Source organism: Nocardia sp. NPDC051756, assembly GCF_040681495.1.
Taxonomy (GTDB): Bacteria; Actinomycetota; Actinomycetes; order Mycobacteriales; family Mycobacteriaceae; genus Nocardia.
This window is the reverse complement of record NZ_JBFAYV010000003.1, coordinates 1,138,610-1,161,603: the sequence shown is the minus strand read 5'-3', so window position 1 is coordinate 1,161,603 and position 22,994 is coordinate 1,138,610. Positions and strand designations below refer to the sequence as shown.

Genomic DNA, 22,994 nt, shown 5'->3' with positions numbered 1-22,994 from the left:
CCGTTCTCGTCAACACCGTCCGAATCGGCGAGCGCGTGGCCGCCGATGTGATTGTTGGCCGACAATCGAGGACACCTCCAAAATCTCGGGTCCCGGCAATCACTCGGCACCCCGATGGTCGAGCCTAATCGTCACTGCGCACGATGCGAGCAAGCGGCCCGAAGGCGGGGGCTCGCATGACCACGCAGGTCACGCGAGCCCCCGCCCGACTAGCTCAGTGCCGGCCGTTGTTCGGCCTGTCCCACTCGCCGTTCTCGCCCTCACCGTTGGGGTTCGGGCGACCCGGCTCTTCGTATCCGGGGTGTTCGCCGTAGTTGCCGCGTTCGTAGCCACCCTCCGGCTGGGCGCCCTGCGGACCCCACGCCGGCGGATAACCCTGGTTCGGCGGCGGCTCGGTCCAGCCACTGGGCTGACCCGGCTGCTGCTGCTCGTCCCGCGGCGGCCAGCCGGGGGCCGACCAACCGGCCGGAGCGCCGTAGTCCGGCCGCGAGCCGTGCGTGCCGCCGCGCTGCGGGTAACCGCCCTGCGCGGGACCCTGCGGCCCGGGGTAGCCGGTCGCGGGCTGCGCCGGGTAGCCGTACTGCGGCGGCGCGTCGTAGGCGCCGGTGTCCGGGTAACCGTTGGCGGGCTGGTTCTCCCGAGCCACGCCTGCCGGCAGCGGTGCCGGGATCTGCTCCGGCGGCGGCCACGGCTCGCCGCGCTCCAGCGCCAGCTCACCCGGGGTCTTCACCGGCGGCTTGTTCGACGGCACGCGATCGCCGAAGTCGTTGAACGCGGTGATCCGCGGCCGCTTCTGCACCGACGCGAGCAGGGTCTCGAGTTCCTTGCGGTGCAAGGTCTCCTTCTCCAGCAGCGCCGTCGCCAGCACGTCGAGCACGTCGCGGTACTCGTTCAGGATGGCCCACGCCTCGGTGTGCGCGGCCTCGATCAGGTTGCGCACTTCCTCGTCGATGGCGCCTGCGACCTCGTGCGAATAATCCGAGGCCTGGCCCATCGAGCGGCCGAGGAACGGATCCCCGGCCTCCTGGCCGTAGCGCACCGCGCCGAGGCGCGAGCTCATGCCGTACTCGGTCACCATCGCGCGAGCGATCTTGGTGGCCTGGTCGATATCGGAGGACGCGCCGGTGGTCGGCTCGTGGAACACCAGTTCCTCGGCCGCGCGGCCGCCCATCGCCATCACCAGGCGGGCGATCATCTCCGAGCGGGTCATCAGGCCCTTGTCGTCCTCGGGCACCGTCATGGCGTGGCCGCCGGTGCGGCCGCGGGCCAGGATGGTCACCTTGTAGACGGGCTCGATGTCCGGCATCGCCCAGGCGGCCAGGGTGTGGCCGCCCTCGTGGTACGCGGTGATCTTCTTCTCGTGCTCGCTGATGATCCGGCTCTTGCGGCGCGGGCCGCCGACCACGCGGTCCACCGATTCCTCGAGCGAGTCGCCGGTGATGACCGCGCCGTTCTCCCGAGCGGTGAGCAGCGCGGCCTCGTTGATCACATTGGCCAGGTCGGCGCCGGACATGCCGACGGTCCGCTTGGCCAGACCGTCGAGGTCGGCGTCGGGCGAGATCGGCTTGCCCTGCGAGTGCACCCGCAGGATAGCGCGACGACCGGCCAGGTCGGGGTTGCCGACCGGGATCTGCCGGTCGAACCGGCCCGGGCGCAGCAGCGCGGGATCGAGGATGTCGGGGCGGTTGGTCGCCGCGATCAGGATGACGCCGGTGCGATCACCGAAGCCGTCCATCTCGACCAGCAGCTGGTTCAGCGTCTGCTCACGTTCGTCGTGGCCACCGCCGAGGCCGGCGCCGCGCTGGCGGCCGACCGCGTCGATCTCGTCGACGAAGATGATGCAGGGGCTGTTCTGCTTGGCCTGTTCGAACAGGTCGCGCACGCGCGACGCGCCGACACCGACGAACATCTCGACGAAGTCCGAACCGGAGATGGTGAAGAACGGCACGCCCGCCTCGCCGGCCACGGCGCGCGCGAGCAGCGTCTTACCGGTTCCGGGCGGGCCGTAGAGCAGCACGCCCTTCGGGATCTTGGCGCCGAGGGCCTGGTAGCGCACCGGGTTCTGGAGGAAGTCCTTGATCTCGTAGAGCTCTTCGACCGCCTCGTCGGCACCGGCCACATCGCCGAACGTGGTCTTCGGCATGTCCTTGGACAGCTGCTTGGCCTTCGACTTGCCGAAGCCCATCATGCCGCCGCGACCACCGCCCTGCATGCGGGCCATGACGAAGACGAACAGGCCGAGCAGGATGATCATCGGCAGCACGAACAGCAGGATCTGGGTGAGCCAGCTGTCCTGCTTGACCACGGTGTTATAGGTCGCGCCGGAATTCTTCACAGCGTCGAAGACCTGTCCGGAACTCGCGCTGCCGCCGGGGTATTTGGCGATGATCTTGCTCTGGCCACCGGTCGCATCGTTGCCGTTTTTCAGCTCGATGCGCAGTTGCTGTTCACGATCATCGATCTGAACATTCTTGACGTTGCTCTTGTCGTTCAGCTGGCTCAATGCGACGGACGTATCGACGCTCTTCCAGCCGCGCGTGTCGTTGCCGAAATAGCTGAACGCATAGATCACGAGCAAGATGCCCGAGACTATGGCCAGGGTGCGAAACACAGTCTTGCGGTTCATAGAGCGTCGGCCGGTCCGGCCAGTCCTTTCCGGTGTCTCCGGTTCTTGCTAGCGATGCGTCGGGCGCGTCCGGCTCCGGGAGGGTTCGGATGCGGACATGCCACGTTACCGCGTACGGTCTAGTCGATACATCGCGCAGTTCGGCTGCAGGTGCAGTTAAAGGGGTAAACGGTCAAGGGACCTCGGTGGTTCCCGAAGACCCCGGTCCGGGTTACTCCAAGTGGTCACAATCATGGCATGTTCGGCCTATCGTGAGCGACGACACAACACCGCAGTGCGAGCGACGGGCACGGAGACGGTAGCTTGCGTAAACAGATAAAGGCCCCGCGAGCACCGTAAACCCAACAGAGCGCAGGGGGTATGGACATAGTTGAGCTACGGACACCCACAGCGATAGTGCGTCACGGCCGCGGGCGGTTGATCGTCCTGCGTCCTGGCTCCGATGGCGAGCGGGTGCTCGACGTCCCGATCTCGGATCTGTTGAAGGTCCGGTTGAATCGACGCGCCGACGACGCCGTTGTCATCGAGATCTATCTGAGATACCCCACTCCCGTGCTGACCGGCGTGCCCGCCGACCGCACCCCGCTGCCCGTGCTGATCGCCGAGCACGACGTCCCGGCCGCGACCGAGATCGTCGACCGGATCAACGGCCAGATCCTGGCCACCCAGCGCATCGACGTGGCCGCCCCCGATTTGAACCCGCCCGCGCCGACCTGGGGCAAGTCCGGCCCGACCCGGGCCGACGTGGACCGCGCCGTGCGCCGGATGGCGCCGAACCGCGAGGCGAAGCCGGCCATCGCCGCGCTGCACCGATATGTCACGCCCGACGAATACGTGCTGGAAACCGCGATCGCGGTCGCGCGTCCGCCGGCGGGCAGCGGCCCCGGCCTGCTCGCCGCGACCACCGGGCGGCTGCTGTTCATCTCGATCGGCACCGGCGACCGCTACGCGCACGAACTACCCATCCCGGCCGTGCTGTGGGCCCGCAACACCGACGGCACGCCGACCATGGCGGGCGAGATCGGCGCGCCCCGCGGCGAGACCGGCATGGACGTGCACGACGGCAACATCACCCTGCACTTCACCGGCAACGATCGCGCCGACACCGAACGGGTCACCCTCGCGGTGAATTTCGCGGTGCGCCGGGACTCCGCCGACGGCGGCGCGGGCCCGGCCGATCCCGGTGTGGCCCAGCTGTATTCGGAGTGGGAGCTGCTGGTCGAGCGGCATTCGCTCGGCATGGTCGACGACGCGCAGTTCCAGCGCTACGGCCGCGGCATCCTGCGCTCCTTGCCCGATGGCGGCTAGCTCGACAAATAGCTAGCCGCTCCGGCAGGTCCGGCTCAGGCCTGCACCACCGGCGGCACGGTCAGGCTGATCCGTCGCCACGGGCTGGTCGGCCGCATCCACAGCCGCAGCAGTTCCATCCGGCGGTCGACGCCGCCGTTCTTCAGCTCGGCGAGGTCCTCGCACGCCTGCCAGTAGGTCCAGCCGGTCAGGTAGGCGTCGCCGAACTGCCGCCAGTTGCGGTACTTGGCCTGCGCGATGGGCAGTGCGCGGGCCAGATAGTCCCAGGCCAGGTCGGCGTCGAGGTATCCGGCGGTGAAGGCCATCCGCGCGACCGCGACCACCCTGGCCAGATCCCACGCGTGGATGTCGCTGGGCAGCGGCCGGGCCAGATGATCGGTGAACCCGATCTTGATCGCCTGCGACCAGATGTCGTAGTCGCGGACCAGCGCCTCCGGGTTGTCCATGCCGCGGAACGAACCGACCTGCCGCAGGAACGCCCGGTGCCGATCGGCGCGCTCGCCGAAGCGGTCCCGCTCGCTGGCGTTGATCGAGGCCATCACCAGCGGATGGACCAGCGCGTACAACGGCGCGTGCATGCCGTCGAGCAACTGCTCCATCGAGGCCTGCGCCTCGGTCGCGTCGGTGATGCCCCACGCGCCGGTGAGCGTGTCGATGGCAAGCTCTCGGCGATCGCCGAGCGGATGCTCGCGCTCGGGGCCGAGCAGCAGCGCGTCGTGGAAGGCGTCCCAGCGCGCGGAGTAGAAGGCGCCGAGCGCCAGCGCGCGCAGTTCGTCGTCCGCGACCGCAGCGCCGGACCAGTGGTCCTCTTCGCGCTGATCCAGCTCCTCGTACGGGAAGGTTGTCAACGTGGGTACACCGCGGGCAGGCATGTCCCCGATTGTTCACTATGGATCTTGGAAGAGCCTGTGTAATGGGACGAATTCTGCGTGTCCGCGCAGGCGCGGCGGAGTTCGGAGATTTTCTTGCCCTGCCGCATCCCGTGCTGGAGAGCTACTGTGCTCGCATGAGTAGTAACATCACCCTCCTTCGCGGCCTGGAGCCTGCCCCGACCGAGCAGGAAATCTATGCTGCCGCACTGCAGTACGTGCGCACGGTCGGTGGTGTGTCCGGCCTGAGCTCCACGACCAAGGTCGCCGTGGACAAGGCCGTCGCGGCCATCGCCGCGGCCACCACCCAGCTACTCGCGGATCTACCCGATCGCCCGGTCGCGGCGGCGTCGGACTGATCGCCCGCTCGCCGGTTCAGGGCAGCGCGTCCACCCCGTAGGCGGCGACGCAGGCCAGCGCGACCTCCAGCGGCAGACTGCGCTGCTCGATCGGATGACCGAGCAGTTCCTCGATCCGCTGGATCCGGTAACGCACCGTGTTCTTGTGCACCCCAAGTAGTTTCGCCGTGGCCTCCGGGCTGCGGTGGCTTTTGAGATAGGCGTGCAGTGTCGCGCGCAAGCGCGCCGCGTTCGGGTCCGAGCCGGACAGCGTGCGCAATTCCCGGCCGATCAGGCCGCGCATGGCCGCGTCGTCCGCGCCGGCCAGGTAGGCGATCTCCACCTCGCGATAGCCGATGACCCGCGCCGTCGTGGCCGGACCGCGCTCGGCCACGTGCCGAGCGGCGACCGCCTCGCGATGACTCTGCCGGAATCCGGCGACCTGCCCGGCGGGCACGCCGAAGGCGATCCGGACCGGCGATTCGACCAGCCCGGCGGCGACCCGCTCCAGCGCGCCGGGTTCCTGTTCGATCCGGGCCACGTCGGCGCCGGACAGGTCGTCCAGGCCGGCCCAGGCCCACATGCCGCTCGAACCGGACGCGACCGTGAGCACCCGCGCGGTGCCGAGTTCGGTCGCCACCCGGGTCGCGACCCGCTCGAGCAGGCCGACGATCTCGTCGTCCCCGCTGCCGGATTCGCGCTCGTCGGTCCACAGCACGAAGGCGATGTGCCGCTGGCCGAGCCGGTAACCGAGCCGGGCCGAGGCCTGGTCCAGGTCGAGCTCGTCACCGGCCAGCAGCGCGCGAATGGTCTCGGTGCGCCGGTTCAGCGCGGCGCGCAGGACCCGCTCGCGCTCTTCCATGTAGGTGTCGGTGAGCAATTCGACCGACAGGCTGACCCACTTGGTCGCCCGCTCGAACAGCCGCAGCATCACCGCCCGCTCGATCTCCTGCGGCGCGGGCCGCTGATCGATGGTGTCGGTCATGTAGTCGAGCACCGCTTCCATGCCCACGTGATAGGTCCGCAGCAGCATGCGCAGTTCGAAGCCGCGCCGGGCGATGGTCCGCGCGAACGTGTGCGCCTCTTCGGGTAACGCGTATTCGAAAGTGTCGCTGGTGATTCCGCTCAGCATCACCCTGGCGTGCGCGCGGGTGCTTGCGGCCAGGTCGCGGCGCACGTCGCGGTCGGCGAGTTCGGGGACGCGGGCGATGATCGCGCTGTCGAGCCGGTCCACGATCTGCTCGAGCTGCTCGGTGCGCATCGTCTCGTAGACGTACTCCGCCAGCCAGTCGCGGACCACTTCGCTGTTGGGTCCGATGCGTTCCGGTGATGCGGCGGTCACAGCTCCTCCGATTTGTTCTCTGAGCACAAATATGCGCGCATCCGTTGACCAAAGGAGCCAAGAAACTCGCAGTTCATTGTGTCACGATCATAGTTCAGTGGCCAGATTCACAGTAGTCGGCCGATGCGGTTCACAGCACAACGTCAGTGGGAGAACAGCGTGACCAATACCGACCCAGCGCCCGCCGCGGCCAAAAAGGCACCGGCCCGGAAGACGGCCGCGAAGAAGGCGGCACCGCAGGCCGCCGAGCCGGCCCGCCCGGAGCCGGTGGCCGACGCCCCCGCCCTGCTCGAGGTGCGCAACCCCGGCACCGGCGCGCTCGTCGGTACGGTGCCCGTGGCGAGCGCGGACGAGGTCGCCGCCAAGGTCCGCGAGCTGCGGCTGTTCCAGCCGGAGTGGGAGGCCATCGGCCCGGACGGCCGCAAGGAATGGCTGCTGAAGTTCCAGGACTGGTTGATCGACAACACCGACACCCTGGCCGACGTGGTGCAGTCCGAGACCGGCAAGCCGCGCGTCGACTCGCTGATCGATCCGGCCTTCGCCACCGACCTGGTCGGCTACTACGCCCGCCGCGCCGCCAAGTTCCTCGCCGACGACCACCCGTCCCCGCACAGCCCGCTGGCCCGGGTGAAGAAGCTGACCACGGTGTACAAGCCGTATCCGGTGGTCGGCGTGATCACCCCGTGGAACTTCCCGCTGGCCATGCCCGCGCTGGACGTGATCCCCGCGCTGGCCGCCGGCGCCGCGGTGCTGCTGAAGCCGTCCGAGGTGACCCCGCTGTCCGCGCTCGAAATGGCAAGGGGCTGGGCCGAAATCGGCGCACCGCCGGTGTTCGCCGTGGTCACCGGCGCGGGCGCGACCGGCGGCGCGGTGGTCGAGCACACCGACTACATCCAGTTCACCGGCTCGACCGCGACCGGCCGCAAGATCGCCGCGGCCTGCGCCGAGCGGATGGTCCCGTACAGCCTGGAACTCGGCGGCAAGGACCCGGCCATCGTGCTGGCCGACGCCGACCTGGACCGGGCCGCGCACGGCATCGCGTTCGGCGGCATGTTCAACTCCGGCCAGGTGTGTATCTCGGTGGAGCGGGTCTACGTCGAGGCGCCGGTCTACGACGAGTTCGTGGCCAAGCTGACCGCGAACGTCAAGGCGTTGCGTCAGGGCATCGACGGCCGCGAGTCCAAGCACGACGTCGGCGCGCTGGCCAACGAGAACCAGACGAACATCGTGCAGCGCCACGTCGACGAGGCCGTCGCGGCCGGGGCGAAGGTGCTCACCGGTGGCAAGCGGGCCGGGTTCGGCACCGCGTTCGAGCCGACCGTGCTGGTCGACGTCGACCACACCATGTCCTGCATCACCGAGGAGACCTTCGGCCCGACCCTGCCGGTGATGAAGGTGGCCGACGAGGCGGAAGCCGTTCGGCTGGCCAATGATTCGATCTACGGCCTGTCCGCGTCGGTGTGGACCGGCGACAAGGACCGCGGCGAGCGGATCGCCCGGCAGCTGAACGCGGGCGCGGTGAACATCAACGACGTCTTCAGCAACCTGTTCAACTTCGCGCTGCCGATGGGCGGCTGGGGCCAGTCCGGCGTCGGCGCGCGCTGGGGCGGCGCGAACGGCGTCCGCAAGTACTGCAGGCAGCAGGCGATCACCGCGCCGATCCTGCCGACCCAGGACAAGGAGCTGTTCTGGTACCCGTACTCGATGCCGAAGCTGCTCTTCGCCCTCGGCGCCATGCGCGCCGCCGGCGCCCGCGGCCTGCGCCGCATCGACCTGCCCGCCGTTTTGAAACTCAAGGGAGACAGCAAGTGACGGACACTTCGAAGATTCGCGGCAAGATCGTCGTCATCACCGGCGGCGCCCGCGGCATCGGCCTGGCTACCGCCACCGCGTTGCAGGCGCTCGGCGCCAAGATCGCCATCGGCGACATCGACGAGGCCACCGTCAAGGAGTCCGGCACCGCCCGCGGCTTCGAGCTCTACGGCAAGCTCGACGTCACCGATCCGGCCTCGTTCGAGAGCTTCCTCGACGAGGTCGAGCGCTCGGTCGGGCCGATCGACGTGCTGGTCAACAACGCGGGCATCATGCCGACCGGCAAGCTGGTCGACGAGCCGGACCAGATCACCCGGCGCATCCTGGACATCAATGTCTACGGTGTAATTCTCGGCTCCAAGCTGGGTCTGGCCCGGATGCTGCCGCGCAAGCGCGGGCACGTCATCAACATCGCCTCGCTGGCCGGCGAGACGCACATCCCCGGCCTGGCTACCTACAACGCGAGCAAGCACGCGGTGCTCGGCTTCACCGACACGCTGCGCGAGGAGTACCGCGATTCCGGCGTGCGCTTCTCCTCGGTGCTGCCCACGCTGACCAACACCGAGCTCGGCGCCGGCGTCACCGCGCCGAAGCTGCTGCGCCCGGCCGAGCCGGAGGAGATCGCGGACGCGATCGTCGGCCTGATCGTCGCGCCGAAGTCGAAGGTCAGGGTGACCGCGGTGGCGGGGATCATCTCGCAGGTGGTCGGACTGCTGCCGGATGTGGTCGGCGACGGCATCGCCCGGGCGCTCGGCGCGGGCCACGCGTTCCTCGACGACGTCGATGCGGACAAGCGCAAGGCGTATGAGGATCGGGCGCGCAGCGTCTAGATCGCAGTCACGCAGCGGGCGCTGCGGCCGGGGATCGGTCCCGGCCGCAGCGCCTTTTTGCGTGTCCGGTGAGTGTCCGGGAGGCGTTCCGGACAGCAATACAAACCAAATTGTGACGAACATCACTATCGAGGGAGGAAATGACCGCCCGTCGGCCATATGGGGGTGTCCAGCGGACGATCGGCAATCGCGAATACCGCCAGATCCGACTCTCCCTACTGCTCGTCGGCAAACATCGGTGCTGGTCACGCGCCCAACTACATTCGACCGGCCGGATCGGGGGTCACATGCCGAAGATTCGCGGAGTCGATGGTGCGTCCCACCATCACAAGCAATATGCTGTCCCTAACAAACCTGTAGAACGTTTTGGTACCCGTATCCGAACTTTCTGGCCTGATAAGGCTGGAAATTCAGGACTGATTCTGATAGCAAGGGGCTATGGACCCGCATTTGCGCGACCTGCGGTATTTCGTCGCCGTCGCTGAGGAACTGCACTTCACCAACGCCGCTCAGCGGCTGCACATCGCTCAACCCACCCTGTCGCGTCAGATCCGTCAGCTGGAACGCCAGCTCGACGTGGTCCTGTTCGACCGCAACCAGCGCAGCGTCGCCTTGACCGTGGCAGGCAAGGAACTGCTCGAGGGCGCACGCAAGATCCTGGAGCTGTGGGAGGTCACCAACGTCTCCCTGCAGGAGGCGGGCGAGGTGCTGCGCGTCGGCATCCAATCCGCGCTCGGCCGTGGGTTGTTGAACGACCTGGAAAGCGCGAGCGGTCATCGGCTCGCGCTGCACGCGGCCTCGTGGACCGACCCGTCCAGCGGCCTGTCCGGCCGGCAGGCGGATCTGTCGCTGGTGTGGCTGCCACTGCCCGACCCGAACCGCTACCGCTGGCAGGTGCTGCGCACCGAGCCACGCTGGGTACTGCTGCCGGAGAACCATCCGCTGGCCGATCGGGAGATCATCGAGTTCACCGATCTGCTCGACGAGCCGTTCATCGCGCTGCCCACCGAAGCCGGTGCGGTGCGCGACTTCTGGCTCGGCAACGACGCGCGCAACGGACGGCAGCCGAAGATCGGCGCCGAGGCGGCGACCCCCGAGGACAAGCTGGAGGCAGTCAGTCTCGGACTGGGTGTCTGCCTGCTCGCCGAGAACAACGTGCCGATGTACCGCTGGCCGGGCCTCACCGCGCGACCGGTGGCCGGCCTCGCGCCGTGCGAACTGGCCGTCGCGTGGCGGGCCGACGACCAGCGCCCGACCATCCTCGAATTCGCCGGACGCGCGGTCGATGGCGGGTTCTCGGTCCAGCAGCCGCAACCCGCCGTCAGCGCCTGATCAGTTGATGGTGCGCCGCCACGGGTGCAGCGATTCCAGTTGCGCGGACAACCGCAGCAGGCTGGATTCGCTACCCGGCGGCCCGGCGAGCTGAGCCGCGACCGGCGTCCCGACATCGGGATGCATGCCCATCGGGATGGACGCGGCGGGCCAGCCGACCAGGTTCCACAGCGGGGTGAACGGGGAAAACCGGGCGGTGGCAAGCACATTCGCCAGCCAGCCACGGTGATGCCAGGCCCGCGCCTTGGGCGGCGGGCAGGCGAGCGTGGGGGTGATCACCACGTCATAGCGTTCGAAGTATTCGAGCAGGCGCGCCTCGACCCGGTCGATCTGGGCCGGTCGCACCAGGCGTAGTCGCTGCACCAGGCGGCCGAGCGCGAGGTGGCGGCGGGTGCGCGGCTGCAGGCGGTCGGGGTGCGGTAGCGCGGCGGCGTCCCGGGAGCCAACGGCCAACCAGCGCAAGAGGATCGACAACATCGCGTCGCCATAGGGCAACGTGGTCGGCTCGACCAGATGACCCGCCGCGGCGGCGACCGAGGCCGCGGTGCGCGCAGCATTGGTCCAGTGCCGATCGACCGGGAAGCAGCGGAGCGGCGAAGCCACGGCTAGGCCGATGCGTAGTCGGCCGGGCGGCTCCACCTCGGCTAGGTCCGGCCGGGCGGCCAGCACCGATAGCGCGAGCGCCGCGTCGCCGACTGTCGTTGCGAGCACACCGTTTTCGAACATGCCCGACCACGAGTCGACGCCGATCTCCGCGGGCACCGTGTATCGGCCCGGCTTGATGCCGTACACCCCGCAGCAGGCCGCGGGCACCCGGATCGAGCCGAGTCCGTCGTTGCCGTGCGCGATCGGCACCAGCCCGGCGGCGACCGCCGCGGCCGCGCCGCCGGACGAGCCGCCCGCGCTGCGCGCGACATTCCACGGATTACCGGTGATCCGCTCGGGAGTATCGGTGGTCCCCCACAGTCCGAGTTCCGGCACCGTGGTGAGGCCGACGACCACCGCGCCCGCCGCGCGCAACCTGCGCACCACCGAATGATCGTCGGCGACCGGACGGGCGTCGGTGGCGGCCGAGCCGGAGCGCAGGGTCTCGCCCGCCACCGCGATGTTGTGCTTGATCGCGATCGGCACCCCGGCCAGCGGCAGCACGTCGAGGTCGGCACGCTGCTCCAGCGCGGCCGCCTCGGTTCTGGCCTTCTCGGTGCGAATGACGCTGAAGGCATTGGTGTTCCGGTGTTCGGCCACGATCCGGGCCATGGTCGTCTCGACCACCTCCGTCGCGGTCAGCGAACCCTCGCGCACGCCCGCCGCGATGGTCGCGGCCGGACCGCGCGCGGCATCCTTGTCGGCGGAGTCGGCGGGGATTTGGTCGTTCGCGCCTAGCGGACTATCTTGAGCGGGCGCACTCGCTTCGGTGTTCGATCGAACAGGTGGCGCGACGACTATCTCCGCGTCCGCCACCGCTGTGGCCTTGATCTGCATGTGCTGGTCGTCCCCCGTCGCATCGTTGTCGAATTCGGGTGATCGCTCTCAAGCCGCAAGTTATCATTCCGAATACTGCTCGGGGGACGATGGCGTCGGGTGTGGCGGAAATTCTCCGCGACATCCACCGACCGACCAGTGCGGATTCTTCGGTGTCCGCCGAAGCCACTAGGTCCGAGAATGAGTGCCGACTCCGATAGAAGTTCCGAATCCACCACGGGTTTCGACCCGGGTACTGGTTTCGGCCATCCCCCGCCGCGGGCCGAATTCAGCGTTGTCGCCGCGTTCTCCGCGGCCTGGGAAGACGCCGCCTATGCCGCCGCGGGCCCGCCCGAGATCGCCGAGTTCCTGCCCGACGCGCACACCCTGCGCACCGCGGCGCTGCTCGACCTGATCCGCGTCGACCTGCGACATCGCTGGCTCCGCCGGACCGTGCTCGACGCGAACCCTACGAACGCGGACACCCGGAAACGGCTCGCCGAATACTGCGCGGAGTTTCCCGAACTTCAGCCCGGAAGTATCCCCGCCGGTCTGGTGTACGAGGAGTTCGTCATCCGCAGGCACAGCGGCGAACGCGTCGATCCGCGCGAATGTCTGCGCGAATATCCACACCAGGCGAGCGAACTCCGCGCACTGCTGAACGCCGACGATGTTGATCAGAGCACGCGGCGCGCGGCGCTCGAGGATTCCACGCTGACCGCGCTCGCGCGCACCCGGGCCGCGTTCGTCGATAACGAATTGAACCGAACCACCGAGTCGACTCGTAGTTCAGAAGTGACCCGAGCGACCACAACTGATCTGACGGGAACGGCGACAGCCATTCCCACCACGATCGGCACCGGACCGGGCCGGCTCGACGCGCTCGACCGCATCGAAATCGGCCAGCGGATCGATGATTTCGATCTGCTCACCGGCCTGGGCAGCGGCGCGTTCGCGCGGGTCTTCCTGGCCCGGCAGCGCTCGCTGCAACGGCTGGTCGCGGTCAAGATCTCCACCGACCACGGCACCGAGCCGCAGACCCTGGCCCAGCTCGACCACGACTACATCGTGCGGGTCTTCGACCAGCGCGTGCTCGACGACGGCGCCGGGGCCGCGCGCCGGCTCCGGCTGCTCTACATGCAGTTCCTGCCCGGCGGCACGCTGCTCGGCGTGCTGCGCTGGGTGCGCGCCACCCCGCCCGCCGAACGCAGCGGCCAGCTGCTGCTCGACGCCGTCGACGCGGCGATGGAGGAGAAGGGCGAGATCCGGCCGACGGATTCCAGCGTGCGCGCCGAGATCGCCGCGCTCAGCTGGCCGGAAACCGTGGCCTGGCTCGGCCGCAGGCTGGCCGAGGCGCTGGACTACGCCTCGGCGCACGGCGTGCTGCACCGCGACGTGAAACCGGCCAATGTGCTGCTGACCGCCGAGGCGGTGCCGAAGCTGGCCGACTTCAACATCAGCTTCAGCCGCAATGTCGAGGGCACCAGTCCGGTGTCCTATTTCGGCGGCTCGCTGGCGTACATGTCGCCGGAGCAGCTGGAGGCCTGCCACCCCGGATTCGGGCGCAGCGCCGCGGATCTGGACACCCGCGCGGATATCTACTCGCTCGGGGTGGTGCTGTGGGAACTGCTCACCGGGGCGAAACCGTTCGACGACAGCACCGCGGGCGCCGACGACCACGGCGACGACACGACCCTCGAAGCCATGCTGGAGCGGCGCAGCTCCGGCGTGGATGCCGCGGCGCTGGAACGGGTTCCGGCCGATTGCCCGGCGGCGCTGCGGCGGGTGCTGCTGAGCTGCCTGTCGCCGGAGCGGACGAACCGGTGGGCCAGCGGGTCGGTGCTGGCCAGGCAGCTGGAGCTGTGCCTGGATCCGCGCGCCCGCGAGCTCGTCGATCCCGCGCCGACCAGCTGGCGACTGCGGCTGCGGCCGTGGCTCGTGCTGGTCACGCTGCTGTCCGTCGGACTGCCGAATGTACTTGCCTCGCTGTACAACATCCAGCACAACCAGCACCTGATCATCAGCAGGCTGAACGAGGACGCCCAGCACAGCTTCGTGGTGATCACCGGCGTGGTGAACGCGGTGTTCTTCCCCGCGGGCATCGCGATCGTGGTGTACATGTCGCGGTCGCTGCTGACCGTGCCGCGCGGGCTACGCAAGGGCAGGCGATACGACCCGCAGACGCTGCGCCATGCCCGGCGCGACGCGCTGCTGCTCGGGGATCGCGCTGTGGCCGTGGCATTTTCGCTGTGGGTGCTGTCCGGCATCACCTTCCCGCTCACCCTGCAATTGGTGACCGGCGACCTGCCCGCGCGGGCGATCGTGCACTTCCTCGCGTCCCTGGTGGTGTGCGGGGCGATCGCGGTGGCGTATCCGTTCTTCCTGCTGACGTTCTACATGGTGCGCTGCATCTATCCGCTGTTCCTCCGGCACGGCGACATCAGCCCGGAGGACGCGATCTGGTTGCGCGGGCTGGACCGCCGGTGCAACGGATATCTGGCGGTCGCGGCGTCGGTGCCGCTGCTCGCGGTGGCGGGCGTGACCTTCCTGCCGCCGCCCGATATTCCGTTGGTGATCTTCGCGGTCCGGGTGCTGTGCGCGGGCGGCATCCTCGCGTTCGTCGGCTCCTACCTGCTGTTCCGCGCGCTGGAGGCGGACCTGCGCGCGCTGGAGCGCGTCGTCGCGCCGGAGTCGGCCGGACCGAATACCGTTGCGGCGGTGTCCGAACTCGACCAGACCGAGCCCGTGCTGGAGACCCGCACGTGAGCTCCCCGCGCGCCGATGCCGTGGCGCGGTTCGCCGCGGAGTGGCAACGCTGCCTGCGGTCCGATTCGTTCGCGCCGCCGCGCCTCGCGGATTACGTGCCCGACGGCGCCCAGGTGCGTCTCACGGTGCTGGCCGAGTTGCTGCGCATCGATCTGCGCGAACGCTGGGCCATGGCCGCTGAACTCGGCAAGCGGATTGCCGAGTACCGCAAGGAATTTCCGGAGGTCGAGCACAGTCCCGAGCTGGCCGACCTGCTCTGCGAGGAATTCCTCGCGCGCCGCAGGCACGCCCCGCTGGCCATCGACGAGTTCGTCGCCGAGTACCCCGACCTCGCCGGCGAGGTGCGCGAACGCCTCGCCGCGTTCGGCATCGACGACAGCACCGCCGACTTCGGCACCGCGGAATCGACCGAAGCCATTGCCGCACTGGCCGATCTGGCGCCCGGCCGGCAGATCGACGACTTCGACCTGATCACCGATCTCGGCACCGGGATGCTCGGCCGAGTGTTCCTGGCCAGGCAGCGGTCCATGCAACGGCTTGTCGCGGTGCGGCTTTCGGCGGGGCGGGCGAGTGCGCCGCACACCATGGCGCAGCTCGATCACGCACACATCGTCCGGGTCTTCGATCAGCGACTGCTGAGCACCGGCCCCGCGCAGGACCCCGACGACGCGTTCGATTGGGAGACAGACGATTCCGTCCGCGAGACGAGCACTGCCGCCCGCCCCCGACGACTCGGCTTCCACAGCATGGAGCGGACCGTCCCGGACGACGCCACCGTCGCCGCTCCACCCGACCTCGACACCGACCGCACCGTGGCCGACCGCAAGTCGCGGGTCGACGATGCCACGGACGCGGGCTCGCGCGACGCCGACGGCACCCTGCCGGCGAGCCACCCCGACGACGCCACCGTCGCCGCATCGCACGCTCCGGACGACGACACGGTCGCCAGCCCGCGCGCCCGCAGCACGGATTACCCGCGGCCGACGAGAACCGAGCTGCCGCCACGCGTTTCGGGCGGCAGCACAGCCGACACCGGCCGTTCCCTGCTCAGCGCCGCCGCGCCGCGCCTCGTCTACATGCAGTACCTCCCCGGCGGCACCGCGGTCGGCGTCCTCGACCAGCGACGCACCGGCCCCGAATCAGACGGCGGCGCGCTGCTGCTACGCGCCATCGATGCGGCCATGGAGTCGAAAGGCGAGATCCGGCCTGCGGATTCGAGCGTGCGGTCCGAGATCGCCACGCTCAGCTGGCCGGAGACGGTGGCCTGGGTGGGCAGGCGGCTGGCCGACGCGCTGGATTACGCGGAGCACCACGGGGTCCTGCATCACGACCTCAAACCGGCGAACGTGCTCTTCACCGCCGAGGGCATCCCGAAGCTGGCCGATTTCGCCTTGAGCGAGTCCGGCCCGCGCCCGCCCGCGGTGAATCCGGCTCAGCACGAAGATGATTCGCTGCCCTACCGGTCACCGGAACAGCTGGCCAGGCACCTCGATCCGACCATGCCCGCGCCGGGCACCCGCAGCGACATCTACTCGCTGGGCGTACTGCTGTGGGAAATGCTCACGAGCGCGAGCCCGTTCGATGACACCTGGCAGGCAGGCGATACCCCCGCCGAGATCTATGCGCAGATGCTCGCCGTACGCCGCGCCGGAGTCACCGAAACCGCACTGTCCCAACTCCCCACCGACACCCCGGCGGCCCTGCGCCGAGTGCTCCTCGACTGCCTGCATCCCGACCCGAAACGCCGCTGGCGCAACGGCGCCGAGCTGGCCGGGCAGCTCGACCTCTGCCTCGACGCCCGCGCCCGCAACCTGGCAGATCCGCCGCCGACCAGCCTGGCCCACCGGGCGCGCGGCTGGCTGATCCCGTTCGCGGCCCTGTGCATCGGCGTGCCCAACGCGCTCGCGAGCTGGTACAACATCCAGCTGAACCAGTCCCTGATCATCGATCGGATGTCGGCCGACGACCAGGCCAAGTTCGCCACGGTCGGGCTGGTCAACAATCTGATCGCTTTCTCGGTCGCGGCGATCCTGCTGATCTTCCTCACCCGCCGGCCGCTGACCATCGGCTTCCGGTTGGCCCGCGGCCGCGAGTATTCCGCCCGCACGCTGGCGAAGGCCCGCCGCGACACCTTGCTGATGGGCGACTGGGCGGTGTTGGTGCCCTTCGGTTTCTGGCTCGCGGCCGGCGTGATCTGGCCGCTCGGCCTGGCTTTCACCGGCGTCGACCTGCCGCCGAAGACGTTCCTGCATTTCTTTGCGGCACAGGTGGTTTGCGCCGCCATCGCGCTGGCCTATCCGTTCTTCCCGATCATGGTCTACGCCGTCCGCTCGGTGTATCCACAGTTGCTGGTGCGCGGCGGAATCGGGCCGGGCGACGAACGGCAGCTGCGAAATCTGGCCCGGCGCGGCAACTTCTACCTCGGCGTCGCGGCCTCGGTGCCGCTGCTCGGGGTGGCGGGCGCGACCTTCGTCGACGCCGGCGATCTGGAGTTGGTGATCGTTCCGGTGCGCTTGCTCAGCGTGGGTGGCATCCTGGCTTTCGTGGTTACCTACCGGTTGTTCCGCTGGCTAGAGGCCGACCTGCTGGCGCTCGCGCGGGCCATCCCGCAGCGGAAGCGATGACCTCGCCGCGCCCGCTCGGCCGGCTGGTGAGCCTGTCGCACGTGCATGATCCGGCGACCACGCCGCTGTATCCGGACGATCCGGAGTTCCGCACCGACATCGTCGCGACGGTCGCCAACGACGGCTACTACCTGCGCTATATCCAGCAGGGCGAGCACACCGGAACCCATTGGGGCGCACCGATCCACTTCCATTCCGACGGCCTGGCCGCCGACGAACTCGACCTGGACGATCTGCTGCTGCCCGCGGTGAAGATCGACCTGCGCGATCCGTGCGCCCGCGACCGGGACTACGCGATCACCGTCGCCGATCTGAAGCAGTGGGAGGGCAGGCACGGCCGCATCCCGAACGGCGCGGCGGTGATCGCCTGGACCGGCTGGGATGCCAAGTGGGGCACCCCGGAATTCATCGGCACGGCCGAATCCGCCGATCATCAACCGGGTTTCGCGGTGGAGACCATCGAGTGGCTGCTGCGCACCGGCCGGCTCGGCCATCGCGGCGCGCTCGGCATCGACACCTTCGGGCCCGACCTGGGCACCGACCAGACCTACGCGGTCTCCAAGCTGCTCTACGGCGAGCACCGGATCAGCCTGGAATGCCTGGCCAATCTCGCGGCCATCCCCGCGACCGGCGCCTGGATCCTGGTCGGCAGCCCGCTCTATCGCAGCGGTTCCGGCTCCCCCGCAACGATTTTCGGGATCCTGCCGGACCGCTAGGAGTAGACCTTCGGGTCCAGCGTGCCGATGTAGGGCAGGTCGCGGTAGCGCTCGGCGTAGTCGAGGCCGTAGCCGACGACGAATTCGTTCGGGATGTCGAAGCCGACATGCGCGACGTCGACGTGCGTGCGCAGCGCGTCCGGCTTACGCAGCAACGTGACCACCTCGAGCGAGGCGGGGTTGCGCGTGGACAGGTTGCGCTTGAGCCAGGACAGGGTCAGGCCCGAGTCGATGATGTCCTCGACGATCAGCACATTGCGCCCGGCAATGTCCTTGTCCAGGTCTTTCATGATGCGGACCACGCCGGAGGACGAGGTGGACGACCCGTACGACGAGACGGCCATGAACTCCATCTGGGTCGGGATCGACAACGCCTTGGCCAGGTCGGTCATGAAGAAGATCGCACCCTTGAGCACTCCGACCAGCAGCAGGTCGCCCTCGGGGGCGTCGGCGGGATAGCGCTTGGCGATGAGCTCGGCGAGCTCCTTCGTCTTGGCGGCGATCTCTTCCTGGGTGATCAGAACAGACGCGATGTCGTCCCCGTACACGTCAGCTGTTCCCTTCTGGTTTTCGCTCCCGGACGGCCGACCCATTATGTGTCATCAGCCGCTGCGCAGACGCAGTGTCAGCCTGCCATGTTCCCGCGCCGCGACCAACCTGCTACCCGGCCGGCCGCCGCCGACCGCGACGCCGCCCTGTCCGCGCCAGTCGGTGATCAGCTCGTCGACCGCGTGTAAATGCTTGCCGGTCAGCGCTTTCGCCCCGCCGGCCAGCAGCCAGGCCCGGATCGCCCGGCGGCGCAGCGCGGCCGGCGCAGTGGCGAGCGTCTCGATCGAGAGGGTCGCGCCATCACTCGCGGTGTGCAGCAGCTCACCCGCGAGGGCGTCGAGCACCGCACCGTCTTCGCGCAGTTGTTCGGCGGTTCGCGCGAGCGCGCCGGCGACCCCGCCGCCGAGCACGTCCTCCAGCAACGGCAGCACCTCGGTGCGCAGTCGAACCCTGGTGAACTCGGGTGATGTGTTGTGCGGATCCGCGTAGGGCGGCACGCCCACGTCGGCGCACAACTGCCGGGTCACCGCCCGGCGCACCCCGAGCAACGGCCGGCCCCATGGCTCGGCCCATTCGGTCATCCCGTGAATGGACCGTCCGCCGGACCCGCGAGCCAACCCGAGTAATACGGTTTCCGCCTGATCATCGAGGGTGTGCCCGAGCAGCACCGGCAGCCCGCCGCGCGCTTCGTCCAGCGCCGCGTACCGAGCGCGGCGCGCCGCCGCCTCCATCCCCCCGGCACCGTCGACCTCGACCGGGAGCACCCGGGCCGAGCGACAGCCGAGCGACAGCGCCGCGGCAACGGCAGCGGCCGCAACCACATCGGACCCGGCCTGCAATTGATGGTCGACCACCAGCGCATCGACCGCACCTACCTCGAGCACGGCCGCGGCAGTGAGCGCCAAGGAATCCGCCCCGCCGGACAGCGCAACTGCGACAGCCGTCCCAGCCTCGCCACTCGGCGCGTAGGCGACAACCCAGTCCCGCACCGCCCGCCGCACCTCGAGCACGGCGGCCGTTTCCGGCAGTCGGCGCGGACTCGACGATCCGTCGGCACCCGGCGACAACTCACCCCCGTGCTCGGAGACCCGAGGTCTCCCACCCGGCGCACGCCCCATTCCCGCAGCCTACCGAGGCCGTTCGCCCCGGCTCTGCGCGGCGCGGCGTCAGCCGAGGACGCGGCTGACCCAGAGTTCCGGGCGTTCGATTTCGTCTGTGCGCGGCAGGGTTTCGGCGTTCGTCCAGATGGTGTTGAACTGTTCCATGCCGACCCGGCCCACCACATCGTCCACGAACGCCTTGCCGCGGACGTATTGCGCGACCTTCGCATCGACGCCGAGCAACGCCCGCATGATCCGCTGCAACGGGTTGGTCGGGCGCTTGCGCCGCTGGTCGAACGCGGACCGGATCTGCTCGACCGACGGCACCACGGCCGGGCCGACCGCGTCCATCACATGATCGGCGTGCCCTTCCAGCAGCGTGCCGAGCATCAGCAACCGGTCCAGCGCCTCGCGTTGCGGCGGCGCCTGGGTGGCCCGCAGCAGACCGACCACGCCGCGCGCGGCCGGATCGTCGGGACGACCGCCGCGGCGGCGATCGCGCACCTCGTCGAGCAGCCGGGACAGCATCTCGTTGAGCGGCTCGTCGCCGACCTCGCCGAGCACCTCGACATTGGCCCGCATGTAGTCGGCCAGCCAGGGCGCGGAGGAGAACTGCACCCGGTGGGTCACCTCGTGCAGGCAGACCCAGAGCCGGAAGTCGCTCGGCGAGACGCCGAGTGCGCGTTCGACCGCCATGATGTTCGGCGCGACCAGCAGCAGCGTGCCGTCCGGCCCGGTGAACGGGTCGTACTGGCCGAGGATCGCGGTGGACAGGAAAGCGAGCATCGCGCCCGCCTGTACGCCGGCCGGTTTGCCTTGCAGCAGCCCGCGGTCGCCGGTGTCGGCGCCGGTGCCGGTCAGCTGGCCCATCGAGTCGGCGGCCGCCGCGATCCAGCCGGGCCGGTCGACGATCCGGGCGGCGGGCACCGGCTGGTCGTCGAGCAGCATGCTCACCTCCCGGACCGGTCCTTCCGCGCGCACGGACGCGTCGGCCAATTCGGCGACCACCTGCTCGGCCGAGAACCGTGAGGTCCGCGGCCCGGACGGCACTAGGGTCGCGCCGGTCTTCGCGGCCAGCTTCCAGTCGACGGCACCGGAGAACCCCGATCGGCTCTTGGACTGCTCGACCACCCCGTTGCCGGCGGGCACGACTGAGCCCGTGCCGGTATCAGCTGGGTCGGAACTTTCTCCGTGCATTGTCAACCACCCGTCACGAGCATCCACAGTTGCGTAGCGTGCCTGCGATCGCGTCCAAGGCGGGCCTGCTCACCTCCGGCGGTCGATCGTTCGACATCAACGCGAAGGTCAGCACCCGCCCATCGGCGTCGAGCACATACCCGACCAACGCGCTGGACACCGACAGAGTTCCGGTCTTGGCCCGGACGAACCCCGCGCCCTGCCGGTTGCGTTCGACATAACGGCTGGTCAGCGAACCGGTCGCACCCGCGATCGGCAGGTCGTCGAGCAGCGGCGCCAAAGTCGATGCGAGGCGGTCGTTCTCGGGCCTGGCCTTGGTGCCGGCCGGCTGCACCGCGGTCGACGCGTTCGGCTTGGCCGCGGTCGCGACCACCCGGTCGAGCAGCTTGGCCGGAATGCGGTCGTCCACCGACAGCCCGCTGTTGTCCTGCATGTCCAGCCCGGCCAGGTCGAAGCCCGCCTTGCCGAGCGCGGTGCGCACCGCGTCGACCGCGCCGGCGAAGGAAGCCTCGCCGCCGTTCGCGACGGAGATCTCCCGCCCGACCGCCTCGGCGAGAATGTTGTCGGAGTAGACCATCATGTCGCGCAGGCGGTCGCGCAGCGGCGCCGATTCCACGCTCGCCACCTCGGCCGCGCCGGGCGCCGCAGTGCCGATCCGCACCCGCGCGGGATCGAGGCCGAGGTCGGTGGCCAGCCTGCGCCCGGCGTCGAGCGCGGGCGTCGGGGTGCGCGGGGAGTACTCGACCAGCGGCTGCAACCGGCCGCCGTCGATCATCACCGACTCCATCGGCGCGATCGAGCCGTCGTGGATGTCGATCGGGTCCCAGCCCTTGGCCATGCTCGGGCCGGTGTAGGCCGAGGTGTCGACCACGATCGTGTCGATGCTGCGGCCCGAGTTCTTGATCTGGGTCACCAGGTCGGACACCCGCGCGGCGTTCGGGTAGTAGCCCTTGCCCTCCGGCTCGGCGGTCAGCGTCGGATCGCCGCCGCCGACCAGCACCAGCTCGTTCGGCGCGGCCCCGGCCACCACCTTGGTGGTCAGCCGGTGGTTGTCCGGCAGCGTGAGCAGCGCGGCGGCGGTGGTCAGGATCTTCGCGGTCGAGGACGGGATCATCGGCCGGGTCGGGTCGCCGCTCCACAGCACGGTCGCGCTGTCGGCGTCGGTGACCTGTCCGGCGAACGCGCCCAGATCCGGATTGCCGATGACCGGCGCGAGCGCGGCGGCGATGCCGGCCGGGCTCGGCGCGGGCGCGTTCGAGGGCGCCGGGACGACCTGCGGGAACGGCCGGACCGGGGCCGGCGGCGCGGCCGTGGTGAGCCCGCCGTGCCGGAATTCGTCGGTCCACGGCTTTACCGTGAGCAGCACGCCACCACCCGCCGCGAGGACGACGGCGAGCGTCACGCCGAGTCCGATCCAGATGTTGCGGCGCCGCCGGGCAGCCAAGCCACCGATGTTCTTACCAACCACAGCCCGCAGCTCTCCTCGACTGATTTCCGCAGCAGCCGCCTGCCGCACCCATGTCCCCGCCGACCACACTATCCTCGTTGCGCAACCGTTCCCCCGAACAACCTGGCGAGTCGGCAGTCGTGACTGCTCATGCTCATAGATGCACCGAAGGAGATGGCGTGGAGTTCGACGTCACCATCGAGATCCCCAAGGGCTCTCGGAACAAGTACGAGGTCGATCACGAGACCGGACGGGTCCGGCTCGACCGGCACCTCTACACCTCCATGGTCTACCCCGCCGACTACGGCTACATCGAGAACACCCTCGGCGAGGACGGTGACCCGCTGGACGCGCTGGTCCTGCTGCCCGAGTCGGTGTTCCCCGGCTGCCTCATCGAGGTGCGCCCGGTGGCGATGTACAAGATGGTCGACGAGGCAGGCGGCGACGACAAGGTGCTGTGCGTGCCGGCCGGCGACCCGCGCTGGGACCACATCCAGGATCTGAAGGATGTGCCCGAGTTCGAGCTGGCCGCGATCAAGCACTTCTTCGAGCGCTACAAGGATCTCGAGCCCGGCAAGTACGTCAAGGGCTCGGAGTGGGTCGGCCGCGCCGAGGCCGAGACCGAGATCACCGCCTCGATCCAGCGGCTGAAGGACAACGGCGGCCACTGAGCCTGC

General features: G+C 69.3%; 17 protein-coding genes. 9 read left to right on the top strand and 8 right to left on the bottom strand.

The annotated features are described in order from the left end of the window. Window positions 1–214: 214 nt before the first annotated feature. Window positions 215–2,626, bottom strand: coding sequence for an ATP-dependent zinc metalloprotease FtsH (ftsH, locus tag AB0M22_RS16880; protein WP_364726801.1), 2,412 nt, complete (start codon window positions 2,624–2,626; stop codon window positions 215–217). Window positions 2,627–3,022: 396 nt separating this feature from the next. Here ftsH and AB0M22_RS16875 point away from each other — a divergent pair, with 396 nt between their 5' ends. After that, entirely contained in the window at window positions 3,023–3,934 is a 912-nt protein-coding gene (locus AB0M22_RS16875; protein ID WP_364726799.1) for a hypothetical protein, read from the top strand. Between the two features lie 35 nt (window positions 3,935–3,969). Here the strand turns inward: AB0M22_RS16875 and AB0M22_RS16870 are convergent, their stop codons facing one another. Beyond that, a complete protein-coding gene (locus tag AB0M22_RS16870; RefSeq protein WP_150401012.1) occupies window positions 3,970–4,806 on the bottom strand; it encodes a DUF1266 domain-containing protein in 837 nt (278 codons plus the stop codon). A gap of 134 nt (window positions 4,807–4,940) precedes the next feature. On the opposite strand from AB0M22_RS16870, the gene AB0M22_RS16865 reads away from it, so the two are divergent. Next, a complete protein-coding gene (locus AB0M22_RS16865; RefSeq protein WP_364726795.1) occupies window positions 4,941–5,162 on the top strand; it encodes a DUF2277 family protein in 222 nt (73 codons plus the stop codon). Window positions 5,163–5,178: 16 nt separating this feature from the next. Here the strand turns inward: AB0M22_RS16865 and AB0M22_RS16860 are convergent, their stop codons facing one another. Continuing rightward, window positions 5,179–6,483, bottom strand: a complete 1,305-nt coding sequence (locus AB0M22_RS16860; protein ID WP_364726792.1) for a helix-turn-helix domain-containing protein — start codon at window positions 6,481–6,483, stop codon at window positions 5,179–5,181. 159 nt (window positions 6,484–6,642) lie between these two features. Between AB0M22_RS16860 and AB0M22_RS16855 the strand changes: the two genes are divergently transcribed. The 3 genes from AB0M22_RS16855 (at window position 6,643) to AB0M22_RS16845 (ending at window position 10,457) form a co-directional block, all read left to right on the top strand. After that, the gene (locus AB0M22_RS16855; RefSeq protein ID WP_364726789.1) at window positions 6,643–8,295 is read left to right on the top strand and encodes an aldehyde dehydrogenase family protein; all 1,653 of its coding nucleotides are present in this window, start codon (window positions 6,643–6,645) and stop codon (window positions 8,293–8,295) included. Beyond that, window positions 8,292–9,125 carry an SDR family oxidoreductase gene (locus tag AB0M22_RS16850; RefSeq protein ID WP_364726786.1) on the top strand — a complete coding sequence of 278 codons (834 nt, stop codon included), beginning with the start codon at window positions 8,292–8,294 and terminating at the stop codon, window positions 9,123–9,125. Before AB0M22_RS16855 ends, AB0M22_RS16850 begins: the two co-directional genes overlap by 4 nt. Before the next feature lie 438 nt (window positions 9,126–9,563). Next, window positions 9,564–10,457 (top strand): LysR substrate-binding domain-containing protein, encoded by an 894-nt coding sequence (locus tag AB0M22_RS16845; RefSeq protein ID WP_364726783.1) that lies wholly within the window; start codon window positions 9,564–9,566, stop codon window positions 10,455–10,457. Here the strand turns inward: AB0M22_RS16845 and AB0M22_RS16840 are convergent, their stop codons facing one another. Continuing rightward, on the bottom strand, window positions 10,458–11,939 hold the full coding sequence (locus AB0M22_RS16840; protein ID WP_364726780.1) for an amidase family protein: 1,482 nt from the start codon (window positions 11,937–11,939) through the stop codon (window positions 10,458–10,460). 180 nt (window positions 11,940–12,119) lie between these two features. Between AB0M22_RS16840 and AB0M22_RS16835 the strand changes: the two genes are divergently transcribed. From AB0M22_RS16835 to AB0M22_RS16825, 3 genes are read left to right on the top strand one after another with little or no spacing between them, the layout of a single operon-like run. Then, entirely contained in the window at window positions 12,120–14,684 is a 2,565-nt protein-coding gene (locus tag AB0M22_RS16835; protein ID WP_364726777.1) for a serine/threonine-protein kinase, read from the top strand. Then, complete coding sequence (locus AB0M22_RS16830; RefSeq protein ID WP_364726775.1) at window positions 14,681–17,308, top strand: protein kinase; 2,628 nt, start codon at window positions 14,681–14,683, stop codon at window positions 17,306–17,308. The genes AB0M22_RS16835 and AB0M22_RS16830 overlap by 4 nt, the downstream gene beginning before the upstream one ends. Further along, window positions 17,305–18,024: a cyclase family protein gene (locus AB0M22_RS16825; protein WP_364726772.1), complete on the top strand. Its 720-nt coding sequence runs from the start codon at window positions 17,305–17,307 to the stop codon at window positions 18,022–18,024. Before AB0M22_RS16830 ends, AB0M22_RS16825 begins: the two co-directional genes overlap by 4 nt. Here AB0M22_RS16825 and hpt read toward each other — a convergent pair. The 4 genes from hpt to AB0M22_RS16805 are packed head-to-tail and all read right to left on the bottom strand — an operon-like array spanning window position 18,021 to window position 22,323. Then, window positions 18,021–18,572, bottom strand: a complete 552-nt coding sequence (gene hpt, locus AB0M22_RS16820) for a hypoxanthine phosphoribosyltransferase (protein ID WP_150401002.1) — start codon at window positions 18,570–18,572, stop codon at window positions 18,021–18,023. The genes AB0M22_RS16825 and hpt overlap by 4 nt on opposite strands. Window positions 18,573–18,626: 54 nt before the next feature. Beyond that, entirely contained in the window at window positions 18,627–19,691 is a 1,065-nt protein-coding gene (tilS, locus tag AB0M22_RS16815) for a tRNA lysidine(34) synthetase TilS (RefSeq protein ID WP_364726769.1), read from the bottom strand. Between the two features lie 48 nt (window positions 19,692–19,739). Beyond that, on the bottom strand, window positions 19,740–20,870 hold the full coding sequence (locus AB0M22_RS16810; RefSeq protein WP_364726766.1) for a zinc-dependent metalloprotease: 1,131 nt from the start codon (window positions 20,868–20,870) through the stop codon (window positions 19,740–19,742). 13 nt (window positions 20,871–20,883) lie between these two features. After that, entirely contained in the window at window positions 20,884–22,323 is a 1,440-nt protein-coding gene (locus AB0M22_RS16805; RefSeq protein ID WP_364727005.1) for a D-alanyl-D-alanine carboxypeptidase, read from the bottom strand. 173 nt (window positions 22,324–22,496) lie between these two features. Here AB0M22_RS16805 and AB0M22_RS16800 point away from each other — a divergent pair, with 173 nt between their 5' ends. After that, on the top strand, window positions 22,497–22,988 hold the full coding sequence (locus AB0M22_RS16800; protein WP_150400999.1) for an inorganic diphosphatase: 492 nt from the start codon (window positions 22,497–22,499) through the stop codon (window positions 22,986–22,988). Window positions 22,989–22,994 lie beyond the last annotated feature (6 nt).

Coding starts and splice junctions, on each gene's coding strand:
- AB0M22_RS16840 (WP_364726780.1), bottom strand. CDS start 11,939: ATGCAGATCAAGGCCACAGCGGTGGCGGACGCGGAGATAGTCGTCGCG.
- AB0M22_RS16810 (WP_364726766.1), bottom strand. CDS start 20,870: ATGCACGGAGAAAGTTCCGACCCAGCTGATACCGGCACGGGCTCAGTC.
- AB0M22_RS16835 (WP_364726777.1), top strand. CDS start 12,120: ATGAGTGCCGACTCCGATAGAAGTTCCGAATCCACCACGGGTTTCGAC.
- AB0M22_RS16845 (WP_364726783.1), top strand. CDS start 9,564: ATGGACCCGCATTTGCGCGACCTGCGGTATTTCGTCGCCGTCGCTGAG.
- AB0M22_RS16865 (WP_364726795.1), top strand. CDS start 4,941: ATGAGTAGTAACATCACCCTCCTTCGCGGCCTGGAGCCTGCCCCGACC.
- tilS (WP_364726769.1), bottom strand. CDS start 19,691: ATGGGGCGTGCGCCGGGTGGGAGACCTCGGGTCTCCGAGCACGGGGGT.
- AB0M22_RS16870 (WP_150401012.1), bottom strand. CDS start 4,806: ATGCCTGCCCGCGGTGTACCCACGTTGACAACCTTCCCGTACGAGGAG.
- ftsH (WP_364726801.1), bottom strand. CDS start 2,626: ATGAACCGCAAGACTGTGTTTCGCACCCTGGCCATAGTCTCGGGCATC.
- AB0M22_RS16825 (WP_364726772.1), top strand. CDS start 17,305: ATGACCTCGCCGCGCCCGCTCGGCCGGCTGGTGAGCCTGTCGCACGTG.